General features: G+C 58.9%; 16 protein-coding genes. All 16 read left to right on the forward strand.

All coding sequences use genetic code 11. The annotated features are described in order from the left end of the window. Positions 1-166: 166 nt before the first annotated feature. The 16 genes from BOW52_RS11660 (at position 167) to BOW52_RS11730 (ending at position 20,528) form a co-directional block, all read left to right on the forward strand. The gene (locus BOW52_RS11660) at positions 167-2,038 is read left to right on the forward strand and encodes a 2-oxoacid:acceptor oxidoreductase subunit alpha (protein ID WP_078484252.1); all 1,872 of its coding nucleotides are present in this window, start codon (positions 167-169) and stop codon (positions 2,036-2,038) included. 12 nt (positions 2,039-2,050) lie between these two features. Then, positions 2,051-3,004, forward strand: a complete 954-nt coding sequence (locus BOW52_RS11665) for a thiamine pyrophosphate-dependent enzyme (protein WP_078484253.1) — start codon at positions 2,051-2,053, stop codon at positions 3,002-3,004. A gap of 15 nt (positions 3,005-3,019) precedes the next feature. Then, on the forward strand, positions 3,020-5,527 hold the full coding sequence (locus tag BOW52_RS11670) for a ferredoxin (protein ID WP_236725726.1): 2,508 nt from the start codon (positions 3,020-3,022) through the stop codon (positions 5,525-5,527). After that, on the forward strand, positions 5,527-6,378 hold the full coding sequence (locus tag BOW52_RS11675; RefSeq protein ID WP_078484254.1) for an RnfABCDGE type electron transport complex subunit B: 852 nt from the start codon (positions 5,527-5,529) through the stop codon (positions 6,376-6,378). The genes BOW52_RS11670 and BOW52_RS11675 overlap by 1 nt, the downstream gene beginning before the upstream one ends. Further along, a complete protein-coding gene (locus tag BOW52_RS11680; protein ID WP_078484255.1) occupies positions 6,362-10,867 on the forward strand; it encodes a 4Fe-4S binding protein in 4,506 nt (1,501 codons plus the stop codon). Before BOW52_RS11675 ends, BOW52_RS11680 begins: the two co-directional genes overlap by 17 nt. A gap of 67 nt (positions 10,868-10,934) precedes the next feature. Continuing rightward, on the forward strand, positions 10,935-12,092 hold the full coding sequence (gene sucC / locus BOW52_RS11685) for an ADP-forming succinate--CoA ligase subunit beta (RefSeq protein WP_078484256.1): 1,158 nt from the start codon (positions 10,935-10,937) through the stop codon (positions 12,090-12,092). A 14-nt stretch (positions 12,093-12,106) separates the two neighbouring features. Beyond that, positions 12,107-12,982, forward strand: a complete 876-nt coding sequence (gene sucD, locus BOW52_RS11690; RefSeq protein WP_078484257.1) for a succinate--CoA ligase subunit alpha — start codon at positions 12,107-12,109, stop codon at positions 12,980-12,982. A gap of 20 nt (positions 12,983-13,002) precedes the next feature. Then, positions 13,003-14,349, forward strand: a complete 1,347-nt coding sequence (gene rsxC / locus BOW52_RS11695; RefSeq protein WP_078484258.1) for an electron transport complex subunit RsxC — start codon at positions 13,003-13,005, stop codon at positions 14,347-14,349. Next, positions 14,349-15,371 (forward strand): RnfABCDGE type electron transport complex subunit D, encoded by a 1,023-nt coding sequence (locus BOW52_RS11700; RefSeq protein ID WP_078484259.1) that lies wholly within the window; start codon positions 14,349-14,351, stop codon positions 15,369-15,371. The genes rsxC and BOW52_RS11700 overlap by 1 nt, the downstream gene beginning before the upstream one ends. Continuing rightward, positions 15,364-16,029 carry an FMN-binding protein gene (locus BOW52_RS11705; protein ID WP_078484260.1) on the forward strand — a complete coding sequence of 222 codons (666 nt, stop codon included), beginning with the start codon at positions 15,364-15,366 and terminating at the stop codon, positions 16,027-16,029. The genes BOW52_RS11700 and BOW52_RS11705 overlap by 8 nt, the downstream gene beginning before the upstream one ends. A 35-nt stretch (positions 16,030-16,064) precedes the next feature. Further along, the gene (rsxE, locus tag BOW52_RS11710; RefSeq protein WP_078484261.1) at positions 16,065-16,721 is read left to right on the forward strand and encodes an electron transport complex subunit RsxE; all 657 of its coding nucleotides are present in this window, start codon (positions 16,065-16,067) and stop codon (positions 16,719-16,721) included. After that, positions 16,721-17,302, forward strand: a complete 582-nt coding sequence (locus BOW52_RS11715) for an electron transport complex protein RnfA (protein ID WP_078484262.1) — start codon at positions 16,721-16,723, stop codon at positions 17,300-17,302. The genes rsxE and BOW52_RS11715 overlap by 1 nt, the downstream gene beginning before the upstream one ends. 15 nt (positions 17,303-17,317) lie before the next feature. Next, complete coding sequence (locus tag BOW52_RS17085; RefSeq protein ID WP_172840323.1) at positions 17,318-17,476, forward strand: hypothetical protein; 159 nt, start codon at positions 17,318-17,320, stop codon at positions 17,474-17,476. 61 nt (positions 17,477-17,537) lie between these two features. Continuing rightward, positions 17,538-18,473, forward strand: coding sequence for a malate dehydrogenase (gene mdh / locus BOW52_RS11720; RefSeq protein WP_078484263.1), 936 nt, complete (start codon positions 17,538-17,540; stop codon positions 18,471-18,473). A 162-nt stretch (positions 18,474-18,635) separates the two neighbouring features. Further along, positions 18,636-19,646 (forward strand): glycosyltransferase family 2 protein, encoded by a 1,011-nt coding sequence (locus BOW52_RS11725; RefSeq protein ID WP_078484264.1) that lies wholly within the window; start codon positions 18,636-18,638, stop codon positions 19,644-19,646. 213 nt (positions 19,647-19,859) lie between these two features. Beyond that, positions 19,860-20,528: a hypothetical protein gene (locus BOW52_RS11730; RefSeq protein ID WP_172840324.1), complete on the forward strand. Its 669-nt coding sequence runs from the start codon at positions 19,860-19,862 to the stop codon at positions 20,526-20,528. The last annotated feature ends 208 nt before the right edge of the window (positions 20,529-20,736 follow it).

Here is a 20,736-nt window from a genome sequence, read left to right on the forward strand (position 1 = left end):
AGCCGCGAAGAGGTGATTACGCAACGTACGCAGGACGGTCGGGGCGCCGTAGGCATAAACGGTCGCGTTAAGTATTTGCCGCTTGCTTGGGCTTGGACGTCCAAAACAAGCTTCCGCAAAAATAGCGACTCCCCGAATCCATGAAATCCATTTCATAGGGAAACAGATGTCAAACACTACAGAAGCTCAGGTCATCGACGAACATATCGTCGAGATCGTCAGTGACTCGGGTGAAGGCGCACAGAAGTGCGGTCAGACCTTCGCTACCATCGGCGCCAAGATGGGCAACGGTATCTGGACCGTCGAGATTATCCCCGCCGAGATCCAGCCCCCCGCCCGCTCCCCGGCCGGCGCCTCCGGTAACCGCATCCGCGTCGGCTCCAAGTACATGACCAACATGGGTAACGAGGCCGATCTTGTAGTCGCCTTCAACGAACAGGTGCTCTACTCCCGTATCGCCAACGGCGCTTATAAAGACGGCACCGTCGTGCTGCTGGAGAACAAGTGGGCCGAGGATCCGCAAGAAGAAATTCGCGAAGCCTACGCAGCTGCCGTTAAGGAGTTCCGCGAGCACGGCCTGATTGTGCACGAGCTGAACTTTGAGAATGAGTGTCTGAAGATAGTCGACAACGCCCGCAAGGGTAAGAACATGTTTGTGCTGGGGATGCTGAGCCGCATCTACAGCCGCGATCCTGAGAAGGGTCTCGCCGAGATCCACAATACCTTCTCCCACAAGGGCGAAAAGGTGATCAAGCCAAACCAGGAGCTGTTCAAATCTGGCTATAACTTTGCCAAAGAGAACGTCGACTACCTCTACGAGATTCCTCCTTATACAAACGATGGCGATGACACCAAGATGATGGTGTGCAACGGCAACACCGCACTTGGTCTGGGCGTGATGGCCTCGGGTATGGACATGGTCTCCATGTACCCCATCACCCCGGCCACCTCCGCCTCTCACTATATTGCTGAGGTTTACGACCAGGTCGGCGGTTTCGTCCACCAGGCCGAAGATGAGATCGCCGCGATGGCCTTTGCCATCGGCTCCTCCTTCTCCGGCAAGACCGCTTGTACCATCACCTCCGGTCCCGGTATGGCGCTGAAGACCGAGCTGATGGGTCTGGCCGTTATGGGTGAGATTCCACTGGTCATCGTCGACGTACAGCGCGGTGGTCCCTCCACTGGCCTGCCGACTAAGATTGAACAGGGCGATCTACTCTCCACCCTGTTCGGTATGCCGGGCGATGCGCCCAAGATTATTATGGCGGCCTCGACCATTGAGGAGTGCTTCCACTTCACCATCACAGCACGCAAGCTGGCCGAGGCCTTCCGTGGCCCGGTTGTTGTACTGACCGACGCCAACCTGGCGACCGGTGTACAGCCCTGGCCGCGTCCCGAGTTGCAGGAGGAGTGGCTGGCCGACCCGATTGACCAATCCGAGTGGGATACCTCCATTCCCCCCTATGACTGGGATGAAGAGACCGGTCTGTCACAGCGCCCTATTCCTGGTCAGCCCAACGGCATGTACGTACTGACCGGCCTGAGTCACACCAGCCGCTCCAAGGTGGCCTACGATTCCGAGACCAACCAGACCACCATGCAGCACCGCAGCCGCAAGCTGGCGACGCTGCAAAGCACCCTTAAGCCACCCAAGATCAACGGTGATGAGGAAGGTGATCTGCTGGTCGTCGGTTGGGGCTCCACCATGGGCGCCATTGAAGAGGCGGTCGGTATTCAACGTGACAAGGGCGAGAAGGTCTCCAGCGTCCACCTGCGTTTCCTCTCACCACTGGAGCCGGGCCTGACGGAGATCTTCTCCCGCTTCAAGAAGGTGATGACCATCGAGGTCAACTACTCTGATGAGATCGGTGCACCCCAGATTAATGAAGAGAACCGCCGTCGCGCCCAACTGTCCAACGTGCTGCGCATGCAGACCCTGGTCGATGTCGACTGCTGGTCGATGGTCTACGGCCACCCGCTGCAGCCCGGCGAGCTGGTCGAAGTGATTGGCGAAAAACTCGCTGCCCTGAAAGCATAAGGAGACGATCGAATGTTTGGTATTAAAGCTGACTGGTCGCTCGATGTTTTCGAGCGCTATTTTACCCTTGGCGACTACTCCGGTGGTGAGGCACGCTGGTGCCCCGGCTGCGGAGACTTCGCCGTTCTGAACACCGTGCACCGCGTGCTGCGCGATGCCCAGCTGCCGCCCGAGAAGAGCGTGGCGGTCTCAGGCATCGGTTGTTCAAGCCGACTGCCCCACTACATGGGCACCTACGGCCTGCACGGCCTGCACGGACGCGCCCTGCCACTGGCCAACGGTGTCAAGGCCCACCGCCCCGACCTCGACCTCTGGGTCGCCACTGGCGACGGCGACTGCTTCTCGATCGGTGCCGGTCCATGGATCCACTCGGTGCGTCTGAATATGGATATGGTGGTACTGGTGTTTGATAACGCCATCTACGGTCTGACCAAGAACCAGACCTCACCCACCAGCCCCACCGGCATGAAAACCAGCACCCACCCCAAGGGAGCGCCACTGCCGGCCCTAAATCCGTTAACCACCACCTTGGGCGTGACCAACTGCTCCTTCGTGGCGCAGGTGGTCGACTGGAATCCGCCACTGCTCTACCAAACCATCAAGGCGGCCCATCAGCATCGTGGTACCAGCTTCATCCGTATCCTGCAGCGCTGCCCGGTCTTCTCTGAGTCTTTCTGCAAACCGCTGCAGGACAACCCAGACAAGTTTGTACTACTCGAACACGAGAACGGCATCACCCTTGATGACAGCGTCAAGCGCGTCTTCGGCCAGGTTGAACAGCACGACCCGGCCGACTGGCTCGGGGCGATGAAGTACGCCAGGGATGAGGAGCAACTGCCACTCGGTCTGCTCTACCGCGATCCCGACGCAGTGGTCTACGAGGACATCGCCACCAAGGACCTTGGCAAGAGTGATGAAGAGAAGATAGCGGCCATCAATAAAGCGATGGACGCCTTTGCCATCTAACCGGGAAACGACTGCATGACAGCCTCACCTGTAACCGAATCGGTATCGAGCGAGCGCAAGATGGCAGCCGAGGAGCCGATCCCCTCGCTGCCGACCGCCATCAAGGACGCCGATGCAAGTCGCGACATCCTGCGTACCCTGCGCCACTTCCACCTTGGCAATCCGAGTGCCCGTGAGGCGCTCGAGGCGGTCGCAGAGGATCAGCTACCGGCGTTGCTGGCACCGTTCCGCAACGCCTCCAAGTTGCGCTACGACTATCCACTGTTCCTCTTCCCACCGGGTGAGAATGCTGAGCTCAGCGGTGCTGACGACCTGGCCAAGCCGGTTGGCCAGTGCCTGCAGGAGACGGTGCTCAGCTTCGCCCCCTCTGCCGAGGCGGCACGTATTCTCAAGGACAACCTGCCGTGGATCGAGCGTTTCCTGCGCGAGAAGCTGCAGGGACACGAAGGCCCGGTCGAAGCTCAGGCTCTGATCAACGAAGGTGCCGAGGCGCTCAAGCAGCACCTCAAGCTGAGTGATGAAAACGCAACCAAACTTGAGGCAGACCTTGTTCAGTTGACCGAGAAGGTGCCAGCGGGTGGCTCACTGCTCGCCTACGGTCGCTTCCCGGCGATCCACCTGCTGATCCATGCAATCAAATCGCATGTCATCCCGCGCCACGACCGTTTCAGTAGCAAGATCGACCAAAATATCCAGGCGCTGAAGACCCTGCTCGATGTCGACTGGAGTAAGTCGGAGGAGTCTCGCCAGCCGGAGCAGCTCAAACAGAGCGTTGCTGCGACTGCTGGCATGTTCGATCCCTCCGCCCTCTCCAAGGTCATGGACCACTCCAAGGGCTCGGTAGCAATGCCTGCAGAGCGACGTCAGCGCATCGAAAATGCACTCAAGGTGCTCGAGGGTTACAAACAGAACTCCCTGCTGGTGCGCTTTGTCCACCCCGAGGGGGTCGAGGATGAGTGGCTCAAACAGACCCACGGTTTCGAGGCGAACGGCGATAACGATCCCAGCTCGGCGGCGATGGCTATCTTCGATGAGGAGGCATCACGCCTGGCCAAGGTCTTCGCCGCTGTGCGCATCGCCAACCTCGAGATCGAATCGCTCTACGATCCGGTGCTGCACGATCCGTGGTTCGAGAACTTCAACTGGGAGGTCTTCTCCAAGGAGGAGCTGCTGTTGATCCCGGCGGTGGTCGCACTCGAGTCGGCCGACCGTGTTGCGGGCGAAGGCATGACCTCCTTCTCCCGTCTACTCAGTTCGGGCCGACCGGTACAGGTCTTCTGCCGGGTGCAGGCGCACAACAATCCCGGTGCAGCTGAGGGTGAAGACCCCTTCCAGAGCTTCCGCACTGAACTTGGCTACCTCGGTATTGCCCATCGTCAGGCGGTCGTCTCGCAGGCCTCGGCAGCGCGCCATCAGCACCTGCTGGAGCGCTATCTCTCTGCACTCGATGCGACACGTACCAGCCTCCACCTGATCAACATCGGCCTGCGCCCGACTGGTCAGGATCTCGGCCTCAACGCCTGGCTAGTCGCTGGCGCGGCGCTCGAGGGGCGTGTCCACCCCTTCTTCTACGTCAATCCCGCCGCAGGTGACGGTAGCGAACAGCGTCTCGACTTCGACGGTAACCCACAGCCCGAACTCGACTGGCCGATCCACCCCTTCATCTACCATAACGAAGGTGGCGATCTGGTCGAGAGTGAACTCCCCTTCACTTTTGCAGACTACTCACTGCTGATTCCACGTCTGGCCCACCACTTCGCCGTGGTACCCGATACCTGCGAGTCAGATGAGCTGCTACCGATCGCCGACTACCTGCTCAAGAGCGAGGCGGAAAACGAGCGTCTGATCCCCTTCATCTGGGCCGTCAACGCGCACGGCACCCTGCGTCGTCTTGTGATCAGCCGTACCCTGGTCGAGGCGTGTCGCGACCGCCTTAACTTCTGGCACACCCTGCAGGAGATGGCCGGTATACGCAGCAGCTACATCGATCGTGCCATCGCCGAGACCCGCGCCACTGCAGAAGCCGAGATGAGCGCCGAGCGTGAAAAGATGGAGCGTGAGTTCGCCGAAGAGCTGGCACGAGTACGTGCCGAGGCCGCCGGCGAGGTGATGGGACGCCTCACCGATGTGCTGATGGGTATGGATTTTACCACCGGCGCTCCACGTCCTGCAGTCACCCCCTCAGCTCCCTCTGCGACTGCCGCTCCTGCAGCCGAGACTGAGGTAGAGACCGCTACAGAAGAGACGGTCGTCGAAGAGGAGGAGAATGTCAGCTTCAGCGATCCCTGGATCGACAGCGAGCTCTGCACCACCTGTAACGACTGCCTCGACATCAATCCGCTGCTCTACGTCTACAACGAGAACAACCAGGCCTATCTCACTGAGACCGACACCGCGACCTATGCACAGCTGGTCGAGGGTGCCGAGATCTGCCCCTCGAAGTGTATCCATCCCGGTCTGCCGCAGAATCCGAACGAGGCTGGCATGGAAGAGCTGATCAAGCGAGCTGCACCGTTTAACTAATGCAGAGTTTCCTAACAGCACCGGCGATCATGACCGGATTGGGCCTCTTCTTCGGCACCATCCTGGCGGTGGCCTACAAACTGCTGAAGGTCGAGGAGGATCCGCGACTGGCTCATACCGAGGAGATGCTGCCGGGCACCAACTGCGGTGCCTGCGGTGAGCCGGGCTGCCTGCCCTTCGCCACCAAACTGGTTGATAACGAGGTGGAGCCGAGCGCCTGCACCGTCGCCAGCAGCGATGACATCGAAGCGATTGCCGACTTTCTCGGCGTCGATGCTGGCAAGGCAACCAAACGAGTCGCACGACTCCACTGCGCCGGTGGGCGTCGCGAGGCTTTCCAGATCGCCGAGTACCACGGTTTCGAGAGCTGCCGCGCCGCCGCGGTCGTCTCTGGTGGTGGTAAGGGGTGCTCCTGGGGCTGTCTCGGCCTCTCCGATTGTGATATCGCCTGTGATTTCGATGCGATCCATATGAATGAGAACGGCCTGCCGGTAGTCGATGTCGAGTTATGCACCGCATGCGGTGACTGCGTCGACGCCTGCCCGCGCGACCTGTTTGAGCTACTGCCACTCGATCAGAAGCTGTTCGTCCAGTGCAACACCCCGCTTGAGGGTGAGGCAGTTACAGTGCTCTGCAGCGTCGGCTGCGACGGCTGCGCCAAGTGTGCCGCCGATGCCCCCGAGGGGCTGATTGAGATGAAGAATGAACTCCCGATCATCGACTACACATCGGGAATCGCTGCCTCACCGAAGGCAACTGGACGCTGCCCTACTGGCGCGATCCAGTGGCTCGAGTCGGGACAGTTTATCGATAACCAGGAGAGCGAGAGAGGCCATGCCCAGCTTCACTAACACCGCAATCAGCCTCTATCGGCGTCTGTTCGGCGATGCCGACAGCGGATCGGCCGACAGCGGTCTCGAGACCCTGCTCGATGGCAACAGCGCCGTCGCCCTCACCGAGGCCGCTATCGTCGAGAGCGCGGCACTCGGCAGCACCTACCCGGCCAACGGTGCCGAACTCGCCTGGCGTGCCGAGTCGCTGCTGCGTGGTGAGAACCGCTTTGGACAGCCGCTAAACGGCTACAGCGCCGAGGGCTCTCGTGGCGCACTGGCCGCCGCAATCGGTCTAGCAATGACCGGTCAGCGTGCCACCGCCTTCCTCTCCGGCCCCGACCTTGCCGCCTCCCAGGACCTACTCAGAGAGGCCGTCGGTCGCCGACTACCACTGGTCATCCACCTCGATAACCGCGCCCTCTCCTCGCAGGGCAGCGCCATCGGTAGTGGCGATGAGGCACTGCAGCTCTCCATCGACTCCGGCTGTTTCCTACTCTACGCAAGCAATGTGCAGCAGGCCGTCGACTTTACCCTGATTGCCCGACACGTCGCGGAGCAGAGCCTGACCCCAGCCATCGTGGCCATCGATAACGAACAGACCGCTCTCTCTGCACAGGATGTTGAACTCCCTTCTCTGCAGCTACTTCGCTCACTACTTGGCGAAAGCGCTGATCAGATCGAGGTTGCCGATGAGGTGCAGAAACTGCTCTTCGGCGAGCAGCGCCGCCGTTGCCCACGCTGGTACGACCTCGACCGTCCTGCCCTGCATGGCGCCCTGCAGGGTCGTGAGAGCTTTGCCCTCTCACAGGCCGCAACAACCCCCTACTTTAGTGCCCAGGCCGAGCAGCGATTGGCTCTGGCATTTAGCCGATTTAAACAGCTGAGTGGCCGCAGCCATGCCGCGATCTCTACGCACAGGAGCAGCAAGGCAAAACAGCTGCTGATCGTGCAGGGCTCCGCTATTGAAACGGCACAGGCATTGAGTAACCAGCGCAAGGCAAAAATTGGCGTTATCGGTATTCACGCCCTGGCACCGATGACCAGTAGCGAACTGGTCGATCTGCTTCAAGGTAAGACTGCCGCAGTGCTTGAGCGCTCCAATGCTCCACTCGCCTCTGAACCACCACTGATTCGGGCTATTCGCGCACTGCTGTCCAAGGGCAGCGCAACAGCAACACTGCACTCGGTCCGTTTCGGCCTTGGTGGTCTGCCACTGCGCGCATCCGATCTGCAGGCGCTGAATGAGGCGATGAAGAGCGAGACACTGCCTGAGCAGGGCTATCTAGGTATCGATTTTGGCCAGAGCCGCTCTCAGCACCCCAAACGTCAGGTACTGTTAGACACCCTTAAGCGCGATTTTCCAGAGGTTGCCAAGCTGGCCATCAGCGGTAAAAACGCAGTTGATCTGCGCCCTGAGGGAGCGATTACCATCGCCGTGCATCGCACAGCAGGCCAGGGGCATGACACTTTATCTGTCGATGCCGCCAACCTGATTCACCGTTCGGTCGGCGGCACGCTGCGCAGCCACCCTGCCCTGAGTTGGGAGCAGTTTGCCGCCCCGCTCTGTGACCGCTTTACCTATGCCGATGAGCAGTTGCTCGATCCTGGCGATGAGATGCCGGTCGATGTTGCCGTGGCACACGGCAAGCTCGCTGAACTCGATATCACAGCCGGACTGAACAGCGGCGCCGCTCTGCTGTTGAGTAGCGGAGAGGCACAGCTCGAAACGCTCAGTAGCCAACAACGTGACGCGCTCAGCTCACTCAACATTCAACTCTTCGCCATTGGCGAGAACCGTGATGAGGAAGAGATATCAGCCGGTGATCCGCATGAAGAGTTACTCGGTGCACTCTGCGCCATCCTGCTCGAACGCGAGCTGCTCGGCTGCAAGGCGACACGCCTGATCTCCAATCGTGAAAATTCTCTCAGCCAACAGGAGAGTGAACTGAGCAGTGAGTCGCTGATCGCCGCCTTCCGCCACGGAATGGAGTCGCTGCAGAAGATCGACCTCAGCAACACGGCAACCACCTCACACACCACTGCAGCGGGTGAAGTACCGATGGCGGTGCGCCATCTCGGTGGCAATCGAGAAGAGTACGACAGCCTGCCGCGTTTCTGGGATCAGGTCGGTGTGCTCTATCGTAACGGCGAAGCGGATCAGCTCACCGCCGATCCCTACATGGCCACCGGCTCAATGCCGCCACTCAGCGCCACCTTCCGCGACCTGAGCGGCAGCTGCAGCGAACTGCCCAGCTTCGATCCAAGCGCCTGTATTGCCTGTGGCAACTGCTGGAGCAGCTGTCCCGATAGCGCCATTGGCGTTGTTGCACTCACACCTGCAGCACTGATCAATAGCGCCATTAGTCTTGCGGGTGCCGACTCACTGCGCCAGATCTCCTCTAAGCTGGCCGGCCGTATCAACACCCTCTGCAAAAAGGGTGAGAACAGCGGCAACAGCGCCGCAGAACTGCTTGATCAGGCCTTTGCCTGGCTGCAGGAGAAGGCTCCCTTTGCCGAGGATCGCAAGGCGACACTCGAGGCCGCCTTCAACGCCGTACGTGAGCAGGTCGCCGCACTACCACTGGCCATTACCGACCCCCTCTTCCACAGCGCCGAACGGGAGAAAAAAGAGGGCGGTGAGTTGCTGGCGCTGGCGATCAACGCCGACGCCTGTAAGGGATGCGGACTCTGCGCCGATCTCTGTGAGAGCGAGGCGATGACAATGCAGCCGCAGACTACCGAGCGGTTGGCTGAGACACGCGCTATCTGGCGTATCTGGGAACAGACCCCAGATACCTCCTCGACCACTATCGAACGCCTCGCTGCCGATCCCACCATCGATGCCATCTCATCAGTGATGATGTCACGCCACTGCGCCTTCGCGATGTCGGGTGGTGACGGTGCCGAGGCCGGTTCGGGCGAGAAAATCGCCCTGCGTCAGCTGCTCGCTGCCACCGAATATCAACAGCAGCCGCTGCTGCACCGCTTTGTCGGCGAGATTAGTCAGGTACGCCAGCAACTGAGTGACCTGGTGCGCGACACCCTCACCGATGCACTACCGACCGAAGACCTCGACCGCCTCGCCAAGGCGCTGATCAACGTACAGAGCCGTGAGGTCGATCTCACCACCCTCACCGGTGGAGCCGACGCGGTCGAGGGCAGTGGTGTCGATGCAACTCGCCTGCGCCGTCTGATCGAACTCTCACAGGGACTCAACGATCTGCACTGGCGCCTCACCGAGGGTGAGTATGGGCTGGGCCGGGCCCGCTACGGGCTGGCGATTGCACCGGGACAGGCCTCTGCCTGGGCCGGTGTCTTCCCCCACAATCCCTTTCAGGTTCCGGTGCTGGTCGATCGCAGTGGCGATACCGCGCAGATGGCTGCTGGACTGGTCAACGGCCAACTGGCTGATACCGTTGCTGCCGTCTCACTGCTCAAACGCGCACAGGGCGAGATGGAGAAGTCGGCCAGCAAGGCGCATGACAGCGGTGATCAGCTCAGCTGGCGTGATCTCGACGAGGATCAGCAACGCCTCTGCCCACCGCTGCTGCTGGTCGGTAGTGAGCGTGAATTTTCCGGGCGCGGCTTTGCCCAGATCAGCTGGCTGCTCAACAGCGGTCTACCGGTAAAGATCGTTGTGCTTAACGAATTGGGACTCGGCCTCGATAATCAGGGCATTGCCGATCTGCCGGTCACCGCTAGTAGTGAGCCGACCGGCGATCTAGCACTGATGGCGATGTCGCAGCGCAACGCCTTTGTGGCGCAGAGCTCAATCGCCGCCCCCGACCACTACCGCGACAGCGTTCGCGAGGCGCTCCGTTTCAGTGGTCCGGCATTCATCAACATTCACTGCCCCAGCCCGGAACGGAACGGATTCCCTGTCAGTCAGGTCGTTGAGCAGGCTCGCCTGGCGGTAGAGTCCCGTGCCTTCCCGCTATTCCGCTACAATCCCACCGATGAGGGTGTATTCGGTAGCCGTATCGACCTCAATGGTAACGGTGAGCTGAAGCAGCTGTGGAATAGCCGTGAAGATGGATCTACGCTCACCCCGATCGATTGGGCGTTGAGTGAGAAACGTTTCGCCAGCCGCTTCTCCAGCCTCAGCAACGAGGATCAGAATCCAACACCGCTAATCGACTACCTTGCCCTCGATAGCAAGGGGCGGAGTAAAAAAACACCGGTGGTCGAGATCAATCTGGGTGATGAGCAGCTGCGGCGTAAGGTCGCACCGGAGCTGGTGGCAATGGTCGAGTCGCGTCGTGACGCCTGGCAGACCCTGCAGGAGCTGGCGGGAGTCGTCACCCCCTTTACTGATCAGGTACGACAGGAGGCGGAGGCCGATGTCGCCGCAACGCACTCGGCGGAGATTGCGGCGCTCAAACAGGCCTATGAGGCGGAGATCGAGGCACTCAAAGCAAACATGCAGGGCGATATGGCCACTACGATACGCGAACGGCTAGTCGCTCTGGCCGGTTATCAACCCGGCAGCGAGCCAACCGAACACTGAATACGCAGAATACTTTTATCAATTTAGTTTAAGAACAAAGACTAACTAACTGGGGTATATCAAAAAAATGAATCTCCACGAATATCAAGCAAAGCAGCTCTTCGCCAACTACGGCATCCCCGTTCCACAGGGCGGGCCCGCCAGCTCTCCACAGGAGGCGACCGAGGTTGCCAAGCAGATCGGTGGTGAGGCGTGGGTGGTCAAGGCCCAGGTACACGCCGGTGGTCGCGGCAAGGCGGGTGGCGTGAAGCTGGTCGACAGCCTCGACGCCCTCAGCGAAGAGGCAGACCGCATGCTCGGTAGCGGTCTGGCCACCCACCAGACCCACGGCCGCGAGCTGCCGATCAACAAGCTGATCGTCGAACAGACCCTGCCGATCGACCGTGAGCTCTACCTCGGCGCACTGGTCGAACGCGGTTCTGAGCGCATCGTCTTCATGGCCTCCGTTGCCGGTGGCATGGATATCGAAGAGGTCGCCGCCAATGAGCCGAAGAAGATTCTCACCGTCTATGCCGATCCGGCTGCCGGCCTGCAGCCCTACCAGTGCCGCAAGCTCGCCTTCGGTCTCGGTCTTGAGGGCAAGCAGATTGGTGCCCTGACCAAGATCATGATGAACCTCTACCGCCTCTTCGTTGAGAAGGATTTGAGCCTGGTCGAGATCAACCCGTTGATCGTCAGTGGTGAATCGCTGCTCGCGCTTGATGCCAAGCTCAACGTCGACGACACCGCCCTCTACCGCCGTCCCGACATTATGGAGCTGCGCGATACCACTCAGGAGGATGATAAGGAGTGTGAGGCGGCCAAACATGACCTCAACTACATCACCCTCGACGGCAATATCGGCTGCATGGTCAACGGCGCCGGTCTGGCGATGGCAACCATGGATCTGATCAAGCTACACGGCGGCGAACCCGCCAACTTCCTCGACGTCGGTGGCGGCACCACGGCCGAACGTGTTGCTGAGGCGTTCAAACTGATCGTCAGTGACAGCAAGGTACAGGCGATTCTGGTCAACATCTTCGGCGGTATCGTCCGCTGCGACCTGATCGCAGAGGGCATCATCGCGGCGGTTAAGGAGGTCGGCATCAAAGTCCCGGTCATCGCCCGCCTTGAGGGGACCAACGCCGAACAGGGTCTCAAGTTGCTGGCTGAGAGCGGCCTCAACATTACTGCTGCCGAAGCGCTGACCGATGCGGCCAAGCAGGCCGTAGCGTCGATTGCATAAGGACGGATTGAATAATGAGCATTCTAGTAAATAAGCACACCAAGGTTATCGTCCAGGGCTTCACCGGTAAGCAGGGCACCTTCCACGCCGAGCAGGCGATCGCCTATGGCACCAATATCGTTGGCGGCGTGACCCCCGGCAAGGGCGGTCAGCAGCACATCGAGCGCCCCATCTTCAACACCGTACAGGATGCCGTTGACGGCACCGGTGCCGATGCCACCATGATCTACGTCCCGGCCGCCTTTGCCGCCGATGCGATCCTCGAGGCAACCGATGCCGGGATCAAGACCATCGTCTGCATCACAGAGGGTATTCCGGTTCAGGATATGCTCAAGGTGAAGGCGGTGCTGGCAAGCCACGGCGAGGACGCACCGCGTCTGATCGGCCCCAACTGCCCCGGTATCATCACCCCCGGCGAGTGCAAGATCGGCATCATGCCCGGCATCATCCACAAACCCGGCAGCGTCGGTATCGTCTCGCGTTCAGGCACCCTCACCTACGAGGCGGTCCACCAGACCACCCAGGCGGGTCTTGGCCAGTCGACCTGCGTCGGTATCGGTGGTGACCCGATCCACGGTATGAACTTCATCGACTGTCTGGAGTTGTTCCAGGCCGATGAGCAGACCAAGGCGATCGTGATGGTCGGTGAGATCGGTGGCAGCAAGGAGGAGGAAGCGGCTGAGTTCATTCAGGCACACGTATCTAAGCCGGTCGTTGCCTACATCGCCGGTCTGACCGCACCCCCCGGACGTCGTATGGGCCATGCCGGTGCGATCATCTCCGGCGGCAAGGGTACTGCCGACGACAAGATCGCTGCACTCGAGAAGGCGGGGGTTGCGGTATCGCGCTCCCCGGCCGATATGGGTGCGACGCTGGCGAAGCTGCTCTAAATAGCGGTTAGAAGACGACGATGAAACTGTTGCGTTCACTGGGTACTCTCGGGCGCGGATTCGCGCACGGCGTACATCCGGCCCATAACAAGGAGCAGACCGCCGATCTCGCTATCCAACGTGTTCCCTTTGTGGAGCGCTATGTGATGCCGCTCGGCCAGCACATCGGTGTGCCGGCCAAGCCGGTAGTCTCTGTGGGCGAGCGAGTAGAGCGCGGTCAGTTGATCGCCGAACCCGGCGCCTTCATCTCCACCGCCCTGCACTCGCCGGTCACCGGCACGGTTCGCGACATCGGTCCTCACCGCTATATCGGTGGTGTCTTCAAACCGGCGATCGAGATCGAGGCCGATCCCTACGCCACTCAGCAGTTCGAGGCACAGCCACCGATCGACTGGGAAGCGCTCTCAATCGACGCGTTCATCGAGCATGTACAGCGTGCCGGTATTGTCGGCATGGGCGGTGCCGCCTTCCCCAGCCACGTCAAACTCTCGATCCCCGAGGGGCAGCAGATCGATGATGTGCTGATCAACGGCGCTGAGTGCGAGCCCTATCTGACCAACGACCATCGGCTGATGGTCGAGCGTCCCGAGACGGTGCTGCGTGGTGCCGAGATGCTACGCCGCAAGCTGGGAGCGAAACACGCCACCATCGGTGTCGAGTCGAATAAACCCGAGGCGATCGAGGCACTCAACGCCTGCATCGACGTGAACGATCCGGTGACTGTCGTCTCACTCGAGGTGAAGTATCCACAGGGCGCGGAGAAGATGCTGATCAAGGCGGTCTACAACCGCGAGGTGCCCGCCGGTGAGCTGCCACGTAATATCGGTATCGTGGTCAATAACGTCGGGACCGCAGTGGCGATCGCCGACTACTTCGACACCGGCATGCCGCTGATCGAGCGCATCGTCACCGTCTCGGGTCCCGGCATCGACTACCCGGCCAATCTGATCGTGCCACTCGGCACCTCGATCCGTGAGGTACTGCGCTTCTGCGGCGGTCTCTCCGAGGAGACTCGCGAGGTGATGATGGGTGGGCCGATGATGGGGCTGCCAGTCGCCAGTCTCGACGCACCGATCATCAAGGGCAGCTCCGGTATTCTCGCCTTCACCGAAAGTGAAACGGGACGCCCCCGAGAGTACCCCTGTATCCGCTGCGGTCGCTGCCTCGAGGCGTGCCCCTACTTCCTCAACCCCTCACGCCTGGCACGGCTCGGTAAGGCGCGTCTGTTTGAGGAGATGAAGGAGTATCAGGTGATGGACTGTGTCGAGTGCGGCGCCTGCACCTTCGCCTGCCCCTCCAATATCCCCATTGTGCAGCACATCCGCAGCTGCAAAGACAACCTGCGCCAGCACGGAGGCGCAAACTAATGGCCAAAGACCCCAAACTACTCCTGCAGGCATCACCGATGCTGCGTCAGGGGATGACCACCCCGACGGCGATGTTCGATGTCTGGATCGCACTTGCTCCAGCCACCCTCGCCGCCCTCTGGTTCTTCGGCCTCAGCGCCCTGCTGGTACTGCTCGCCTCGATTATCGGTGCCGTGTTGACCGAGTGGGTATTCACCGCCGAAGAGAAACGCGGTGTCGCGATGCGTGATAACAGCGCCGCACTGACCGGCCTGCTGCTCGGTCTCACACTGCCGCCGGGACTACCACTCTGGATGGCCTTTATCGGCGGCATGGTAGCGACCGGAATGGGTAAGGTGATCTGGGGCGGGCTCGGTACCAACCTCTTCAATCCGGCGCTGCTGGGGCGTGCCTTTCTACTCGCTACCTTCCCGATCGCGATGACCACCTGGGCTCCCTCGGCGGGACCGGTCGACTTCTTCACCGTCCATGCCAGCAACCTGGCGATGCCCTTCATGCAGGCGCCGCCCACCGACGCACTCTCCGCCGCCACACCGCTGGGTCAGATGAAGTTCGAGCAGAGCTCAACCCCCTTCATGCAGTTGTTGATTGGCAATACCAGCGGTTCGATCGGTGAGACCAGCGGCCTGCTGTTGATCCTCGGCGGCCTCTTCCTCTGGCTGCGCCGCGATATCGACTGGCGCATCCCAGCGGCGATTTTCATCAGCGCTGCTCTCTTCTCCGGCGTACTCTATATGGTCGACTCGGTCCGCTACCCCGGACCGATCTTCACCCTCTTCTCCGGCGGTATGCTGCTCGGTGCAATCTATATGGCAACCGATCCGGTCACCTCTCCAGTGACGCCAAAAGGAGCGATCATCTTCGGTATCGGCATCGGGCTGCTAGTGGTGCTGATCCGCGTCTACGGCGGCTTCCCTGAGGGGATGATGTACGCGGTATTGCTGATGAATGCGGCAACGCCCCTGATCGATCGCAAGACCCAGCCGAGAGTCTTTGGCCGCGAGGTGAAAAAGCATGAGTGAGATCAGCCTCGAACCGCAGGAGCCAAGCTCGATCCGTCTGGTAATGTCGCTGGCCGTGGCCGGTTTCCTCTCTGGCATCATTATTATCTCGATCTTCGAGGCGACCCTCTCGACCATTACCGAGAACAAGGCACGTGAACTGCGCGAGGCGGTCTTCCGCGTACTACCCGGTGCGACCCAGATGCAGCCGATGATCTACGAGGATAACCTGCTGGTCGTCGCCAGAGGGAAAACCGATCCCGATGAGACGATCTACGCCGGTTACGACGAGCAGGGTAACTTTGTCGGTTATGCCATATCCAACAAGGGACCCGGCTTCCAGGATACGATCCACGTCATCTACGGCTACGCACCGGCAAAGCGCCAGATCATCGGCATGTGGATCCTCGACAGCAGAGAGACCCCCGGCCTGGGTGACAAGATCTACAAAGACGCCGCCTTTGTTGCCGAATTCGACGCTCTCTCAATCGAACCGACGGTTAAGAGCGTGAAGAAGGGAACCAAGACCTCAAACAATCGGGTCGACTCGATTACCGGAGCGACCATCTCTTCCAAGGCCGTAGTCAGAATCATCAATGAAGGGAATGCTGTTTGGTTAGGTCGATTGCCAAATCCGGGAAGTGAAGCCGCTTTTGAAGAGGTAACAGGTGGGCAGTAACTGACATCTGCAACCTGATTTCTTAAGAGAGAACTATGCCAACAAGCTTGAATAAAAAGTCAGCCTACGAGGAGATGATCAAGGGTCTCTGGCGAGATAACCCGGTCTTCATCCAGGTGCTCGGCATGTGCCCGATGCTCGCGGTCACCAACTCGGCAGTCAACGCCGTGGTGATGGGTTTTGCGACCTTCTTTGTGCTGGTCGTCTCCAGTTTTCTCGTCGCCAGCTTCACCCCATGGATTCCTAAACAGGTACGTATCTCACTCTACGTCATCATCATCGCCACCTTTGTTACCGTGGTCGACTACACCATTCTGGCGCTGATGCCGGCGGTGCATAAGGAGCTCGGCGCCTTTATCCCGTTGATCGTCGCCAACTGCATGATCCTCGGTCGTCAGGAGGCATTTGCCTCGCGCTACGGGGTGAGGCTCGCGGTCAGCGATGCAGTCGGCATGTCGCTCGGCTTTATGTTTGCGCTGTTTGTACTCGGCGCGGTACGCGAAATTCTCGGCGTCGGTCAGCTCTTCGGCATCGATCTCTTCGGGGCCAATTTTGAGCCGTGGGTGATCATGATCCTGCCACCGGGCGGCTTCCTCACCCTCGGCCTGATCCTGCTCTTCTTCAACTGGCTGACCGAAAAGCGCAAACAGTTCCTCGTAAAGGTGGCCATTGCCGAGAGGAGTGAGATCTAATGGATAACCTGATCTGGATCTTCATCAGCTCGCTGCTGGTCAACAATTTCGTACTCGCCTACTTTCTCGGTCTCTGCCCTTTTCTCGGTGTCTCCGGACGGCTTGAGACCTCGTTCCGTCTCGGCATGGCAACCACTTTTGTACTGCTCATTACCGCCCTCTGCGCCTGGGTGCTCAACACCTATGTATTGATCTACGCCCCCTACCTGCGACTCATCAGCTTCATCGTGGTGATCGCCTCAACGGTGCAGTTTATTGAGATGGCAATCAAGAAACTAAGCCCCTCGCTGTTCCAGTCGCTTGGCATCTTCCTGCCGCTGATCACCACCAACTGCGCCATCCTTGGTCTGGCGATTTTCGCCACTAACCGCGGCTACGGCTTCCTCGAGGGGATGACCTTCGCGCTGGGCGCAGGTGCTGGCTTTACCCTGGCGATGGTACTGATGGCAGGACTGCGCGAAGAAGTTGAGCTGACCAACGACGCACCGGCACTGGTGCGCGGCACTGCAATCAATCTGATTATCGCCGGCATTCTATCAATGGCCTTCATGGGCTTTGCCGGGCTCTTCAGTTCGACTTAGGGGTAGAATAAGGTGATGGGTTACCTGATATCACTGCTCGGCCTGACAGCGCTCTGCGCCTTCTGGGTCGTATTCCAGCTCTGGCTGAAAAAACAGGAACCGAATCACGCAGGATTCAAGGCAGGCTGTGGTGCCTGCAAGAGCGGTAGCTGCGGCACCGACTCGTGTAGTTAAAAATATAGATAACGAATTTTCGGCCCACAGTTTTTCTGTTTGGGCAAAGTTGGGGAAGAAGATGCATAGAACGAAAATCGCCCTCATCGGGGGCGGCCAGATCGGTAGCGTGCTGGCACTGATGGCAACGCAGAAAGAGCTCGGCAACATAGTGATTGTCGATCGCCCCGAGAGCGAGAACAACGTCAAGGGTAAGGCTCTCGATATTATGACCCTGCGCCCCCACGATGGTATCGACGTCGAGTTGATAGGTACCTCAAACTACGACGATATCGACGATGCCGATGTCGTTATCGTCACCGCCGGTATACCACGCAAACCCAATATGAGTCGCGATGATCTGCTCGGCATCAACATTGAGATCATCAAGGGTGTGGCCGAAGAGGTTAAGGTGCATGCTCCTAACGCCTTCGTCGTGGTTGCCACCAATCCGGTTGACGCGATGTCCTACACCTTCCAGAAGGTCTCAGGCTTTCCCAAGAGTCGCGTTGTCGGCCTCTCCGGCGCGCTCGATACCGGTCGCTTCCAGGCCTTTATCGCCATGGAGACTGGCCTTTCCGCCAACGACGTCTCCTGCATGGTGATGGGCGGCCACGGCCCGACGATGATCCCGCTGGTACGCACTGCCACCGTTGCAGGCATTCCGATTTCAGAGCTGCTTACCCAGGAGCGCATCGATTCGATCATGAAACGCACGCGCGAGGCAGGTACCGAGATCGTCCACCTGCTCGGAAACGGCAGCGCCTATTTCAGCTCCGCCGCTTCAATCATGGAGATGGTTGAGGCCTACCTGGGCGACAAGAAGCGTGTCATCTCATCCTCAATGCTCTGTGAGGGTGAGTATGGGGTAAACGGTTACTACATCGGCGTGCCCTGCGTTATCGGCACTAATGGCGTGGAACGTATCATTGAGGCCGACCTAACCGACGATGAGAAGGCGATGTTCCAGACCAACTTTGAGGCCGTAAAAGCGACAACAGACAACACCGGCCTCTGAGCAACAAGGAGGCGGTGTTCATTCCGTCTCCTCTGTTTCAAATCCGCATTGCCCATCACGCTACACTCCGCTATAAATAGCCTCTACCCAACTTCTGGCACCCATGCATATGGATGTCATCTCTCCTCTTAGTCGCTGTGCCACACACATCTAATCAATGGAATGACTTTGCTAGCAGCTCAACCTCACGTTTCGATTATTTTGCTATCGCTGTTACGACAGGATGAGACACGGCGCTGTATCGATAGCCTCTTTTCACATACCGTACTGCCGTTTGAAATCATCATCGTTGATATGGGGGCCTCCGAGGATATTGTCCGTTGGCTTCGCGATCTTGAAACCAGCCGTGCTGAGATCAGCGTGATTTACAACAGTGAGAATGTGGGTACCAGCCGAGGCAGAAACCAGGGCGCGCAGCTGGCCTCTGCTCAGCAGCTCATCTTTCTCGATAACGACACAGAGGTTACGACAGGTTGGCTTGAGCCTTTAATCGATGCCATATCGAGCGATCCAAGCATAGCGGCCTGCGGCGCAAAAATCGTTTCAGATGATGGCATGGTGATGTGTGCCCCGGTGCAGATCAGATCCACATTCGAGGGTGACGCACTCATTGAAACAGGTCTCGAATTTACCCGCCTTATTCGTAACGACGACCCTGCCGTCAATAGTCCACAAACGCTACCTTGGTACCCTACGACCGGCCTATTGGTTAAGCGCGAGCACTTTGAGCAGGTAGGTGGTTTTGATGAACGGCTGTTCCTGTGTGAGGAGGACAAGGACCTCGGCCTTTCACTGTCCAGGCGGGGATATCGTACCGCTTATATACCGGAATCGGTTATCCAGCATCATCACGTTCGCCAGGACGGCGACTACGCCAAAATTCGTAACAATCTTGGCGTTATCCTGCGTGACGTCAAATACTTTGAGCAGAAGTGGCAATGCAAGGTCTTCATTCGCCATACACGCGCCTATCTGCGCCATCACGGCCTAACGGACCCACAGATCGACAATATCAAGCGATTCAGTTTTGTTAACACCATTCTGGAACACAAGCTTAATCTCTCTGAACTGATTGTTACGGTGACTAACCGCTGCAACCACCGCTGTGCAATGTGTTACTACCATGAGCATTTAAATAGTGACCGTCAGGAACTGACGCTCGATAAATATTGACGGGTATCGTCAACACTCGGTCAACTGAAGATTCTATGGATCTCTGGCGGCGAACCGTTTTTGAGAAAAGAGCTTACAGACATTTGCCGCATCTTTGTCGAGAACACAGGCGTACCCTCGATTTTCATCCCCACCAACGGTTCACGACCTGCCACGATAATCTCAAGCGTTGAACGAATTCTGGATGAGAATCCCTGCATTAAACTGACGCTGATGTTTTCGCTCGAAGGCCTGCCACCACTTCACGACACCATCCATGACAAACAAGGTGCCTTCAGTTCGGTTGAAGAGAGCATTAAGCAGCTCAACTTCCTGCGCGCGCGTCTGTTGCGTAAAAAACAGCGATTCGGCCTATTACTCAACACAGTGGTCTCCAACCAGAATATTGATGATGTCATTCCGCTGATGACATATGTTCAAAAACGTATCCTGGTTGACTCTCACCTGCTCTCACCCATGCGCGGCGATCCCAAGGAGCCGTCGCTGTTGGCACCCTCGGGAGAGGCATTTACACGCCTTACTGAGCAGGCCAAACCCTTTTTCGATACCTATACCAGACGTGGCACTAGTGACGAAATGACACGAACCAGAATTGAGGAACGCTTGCAGCAACGCTACGCCCTATGGAGTGACCTGCTCAGTGGTGGTCAACTCCCCTTTCCCTGTCAGGCCGGGAATCGAATCGGTGTGCTTGAACCCGATGGTGATGTTCGACTCTGCGAGTCCTTTCCCGTGATCGGGAACGTCAGGGAGAGAGACTTCGATTTTTCCACCGTCTGGTTCTCTCCTGCCGGCGATGAGTCCAGGGATCAGGTTGATGGTTGCAGCTGCACTCACGGTTGCTTTATCGGTGCCAGTGAACCGCCTTCGGCTACTCTATAGCCCTCGTAATCTCGATATCTCTTCGTGGAGATTACGAGGGTTAAATCCCTCTTTCATTGCTCGCATAGATCTTTGCAAACTCATCGATCGGCGGCGATTCATAACCACCCTCCTCCGCTGACCGCCATGGATAGCGAAGCGAAGGCGGTTAGTCCGCGATAGTCGACGCCGTCTGCCTATTCGTAGTTGAGAGCGAGAGCGAACGACG

The sequence above is a fragment of the Solemya pervernicosa gill symbiont genome (assembly GCF_002020875.1).
GTDB lineage: Bacteria > Pseudomonadota > Gammaproteobacteria.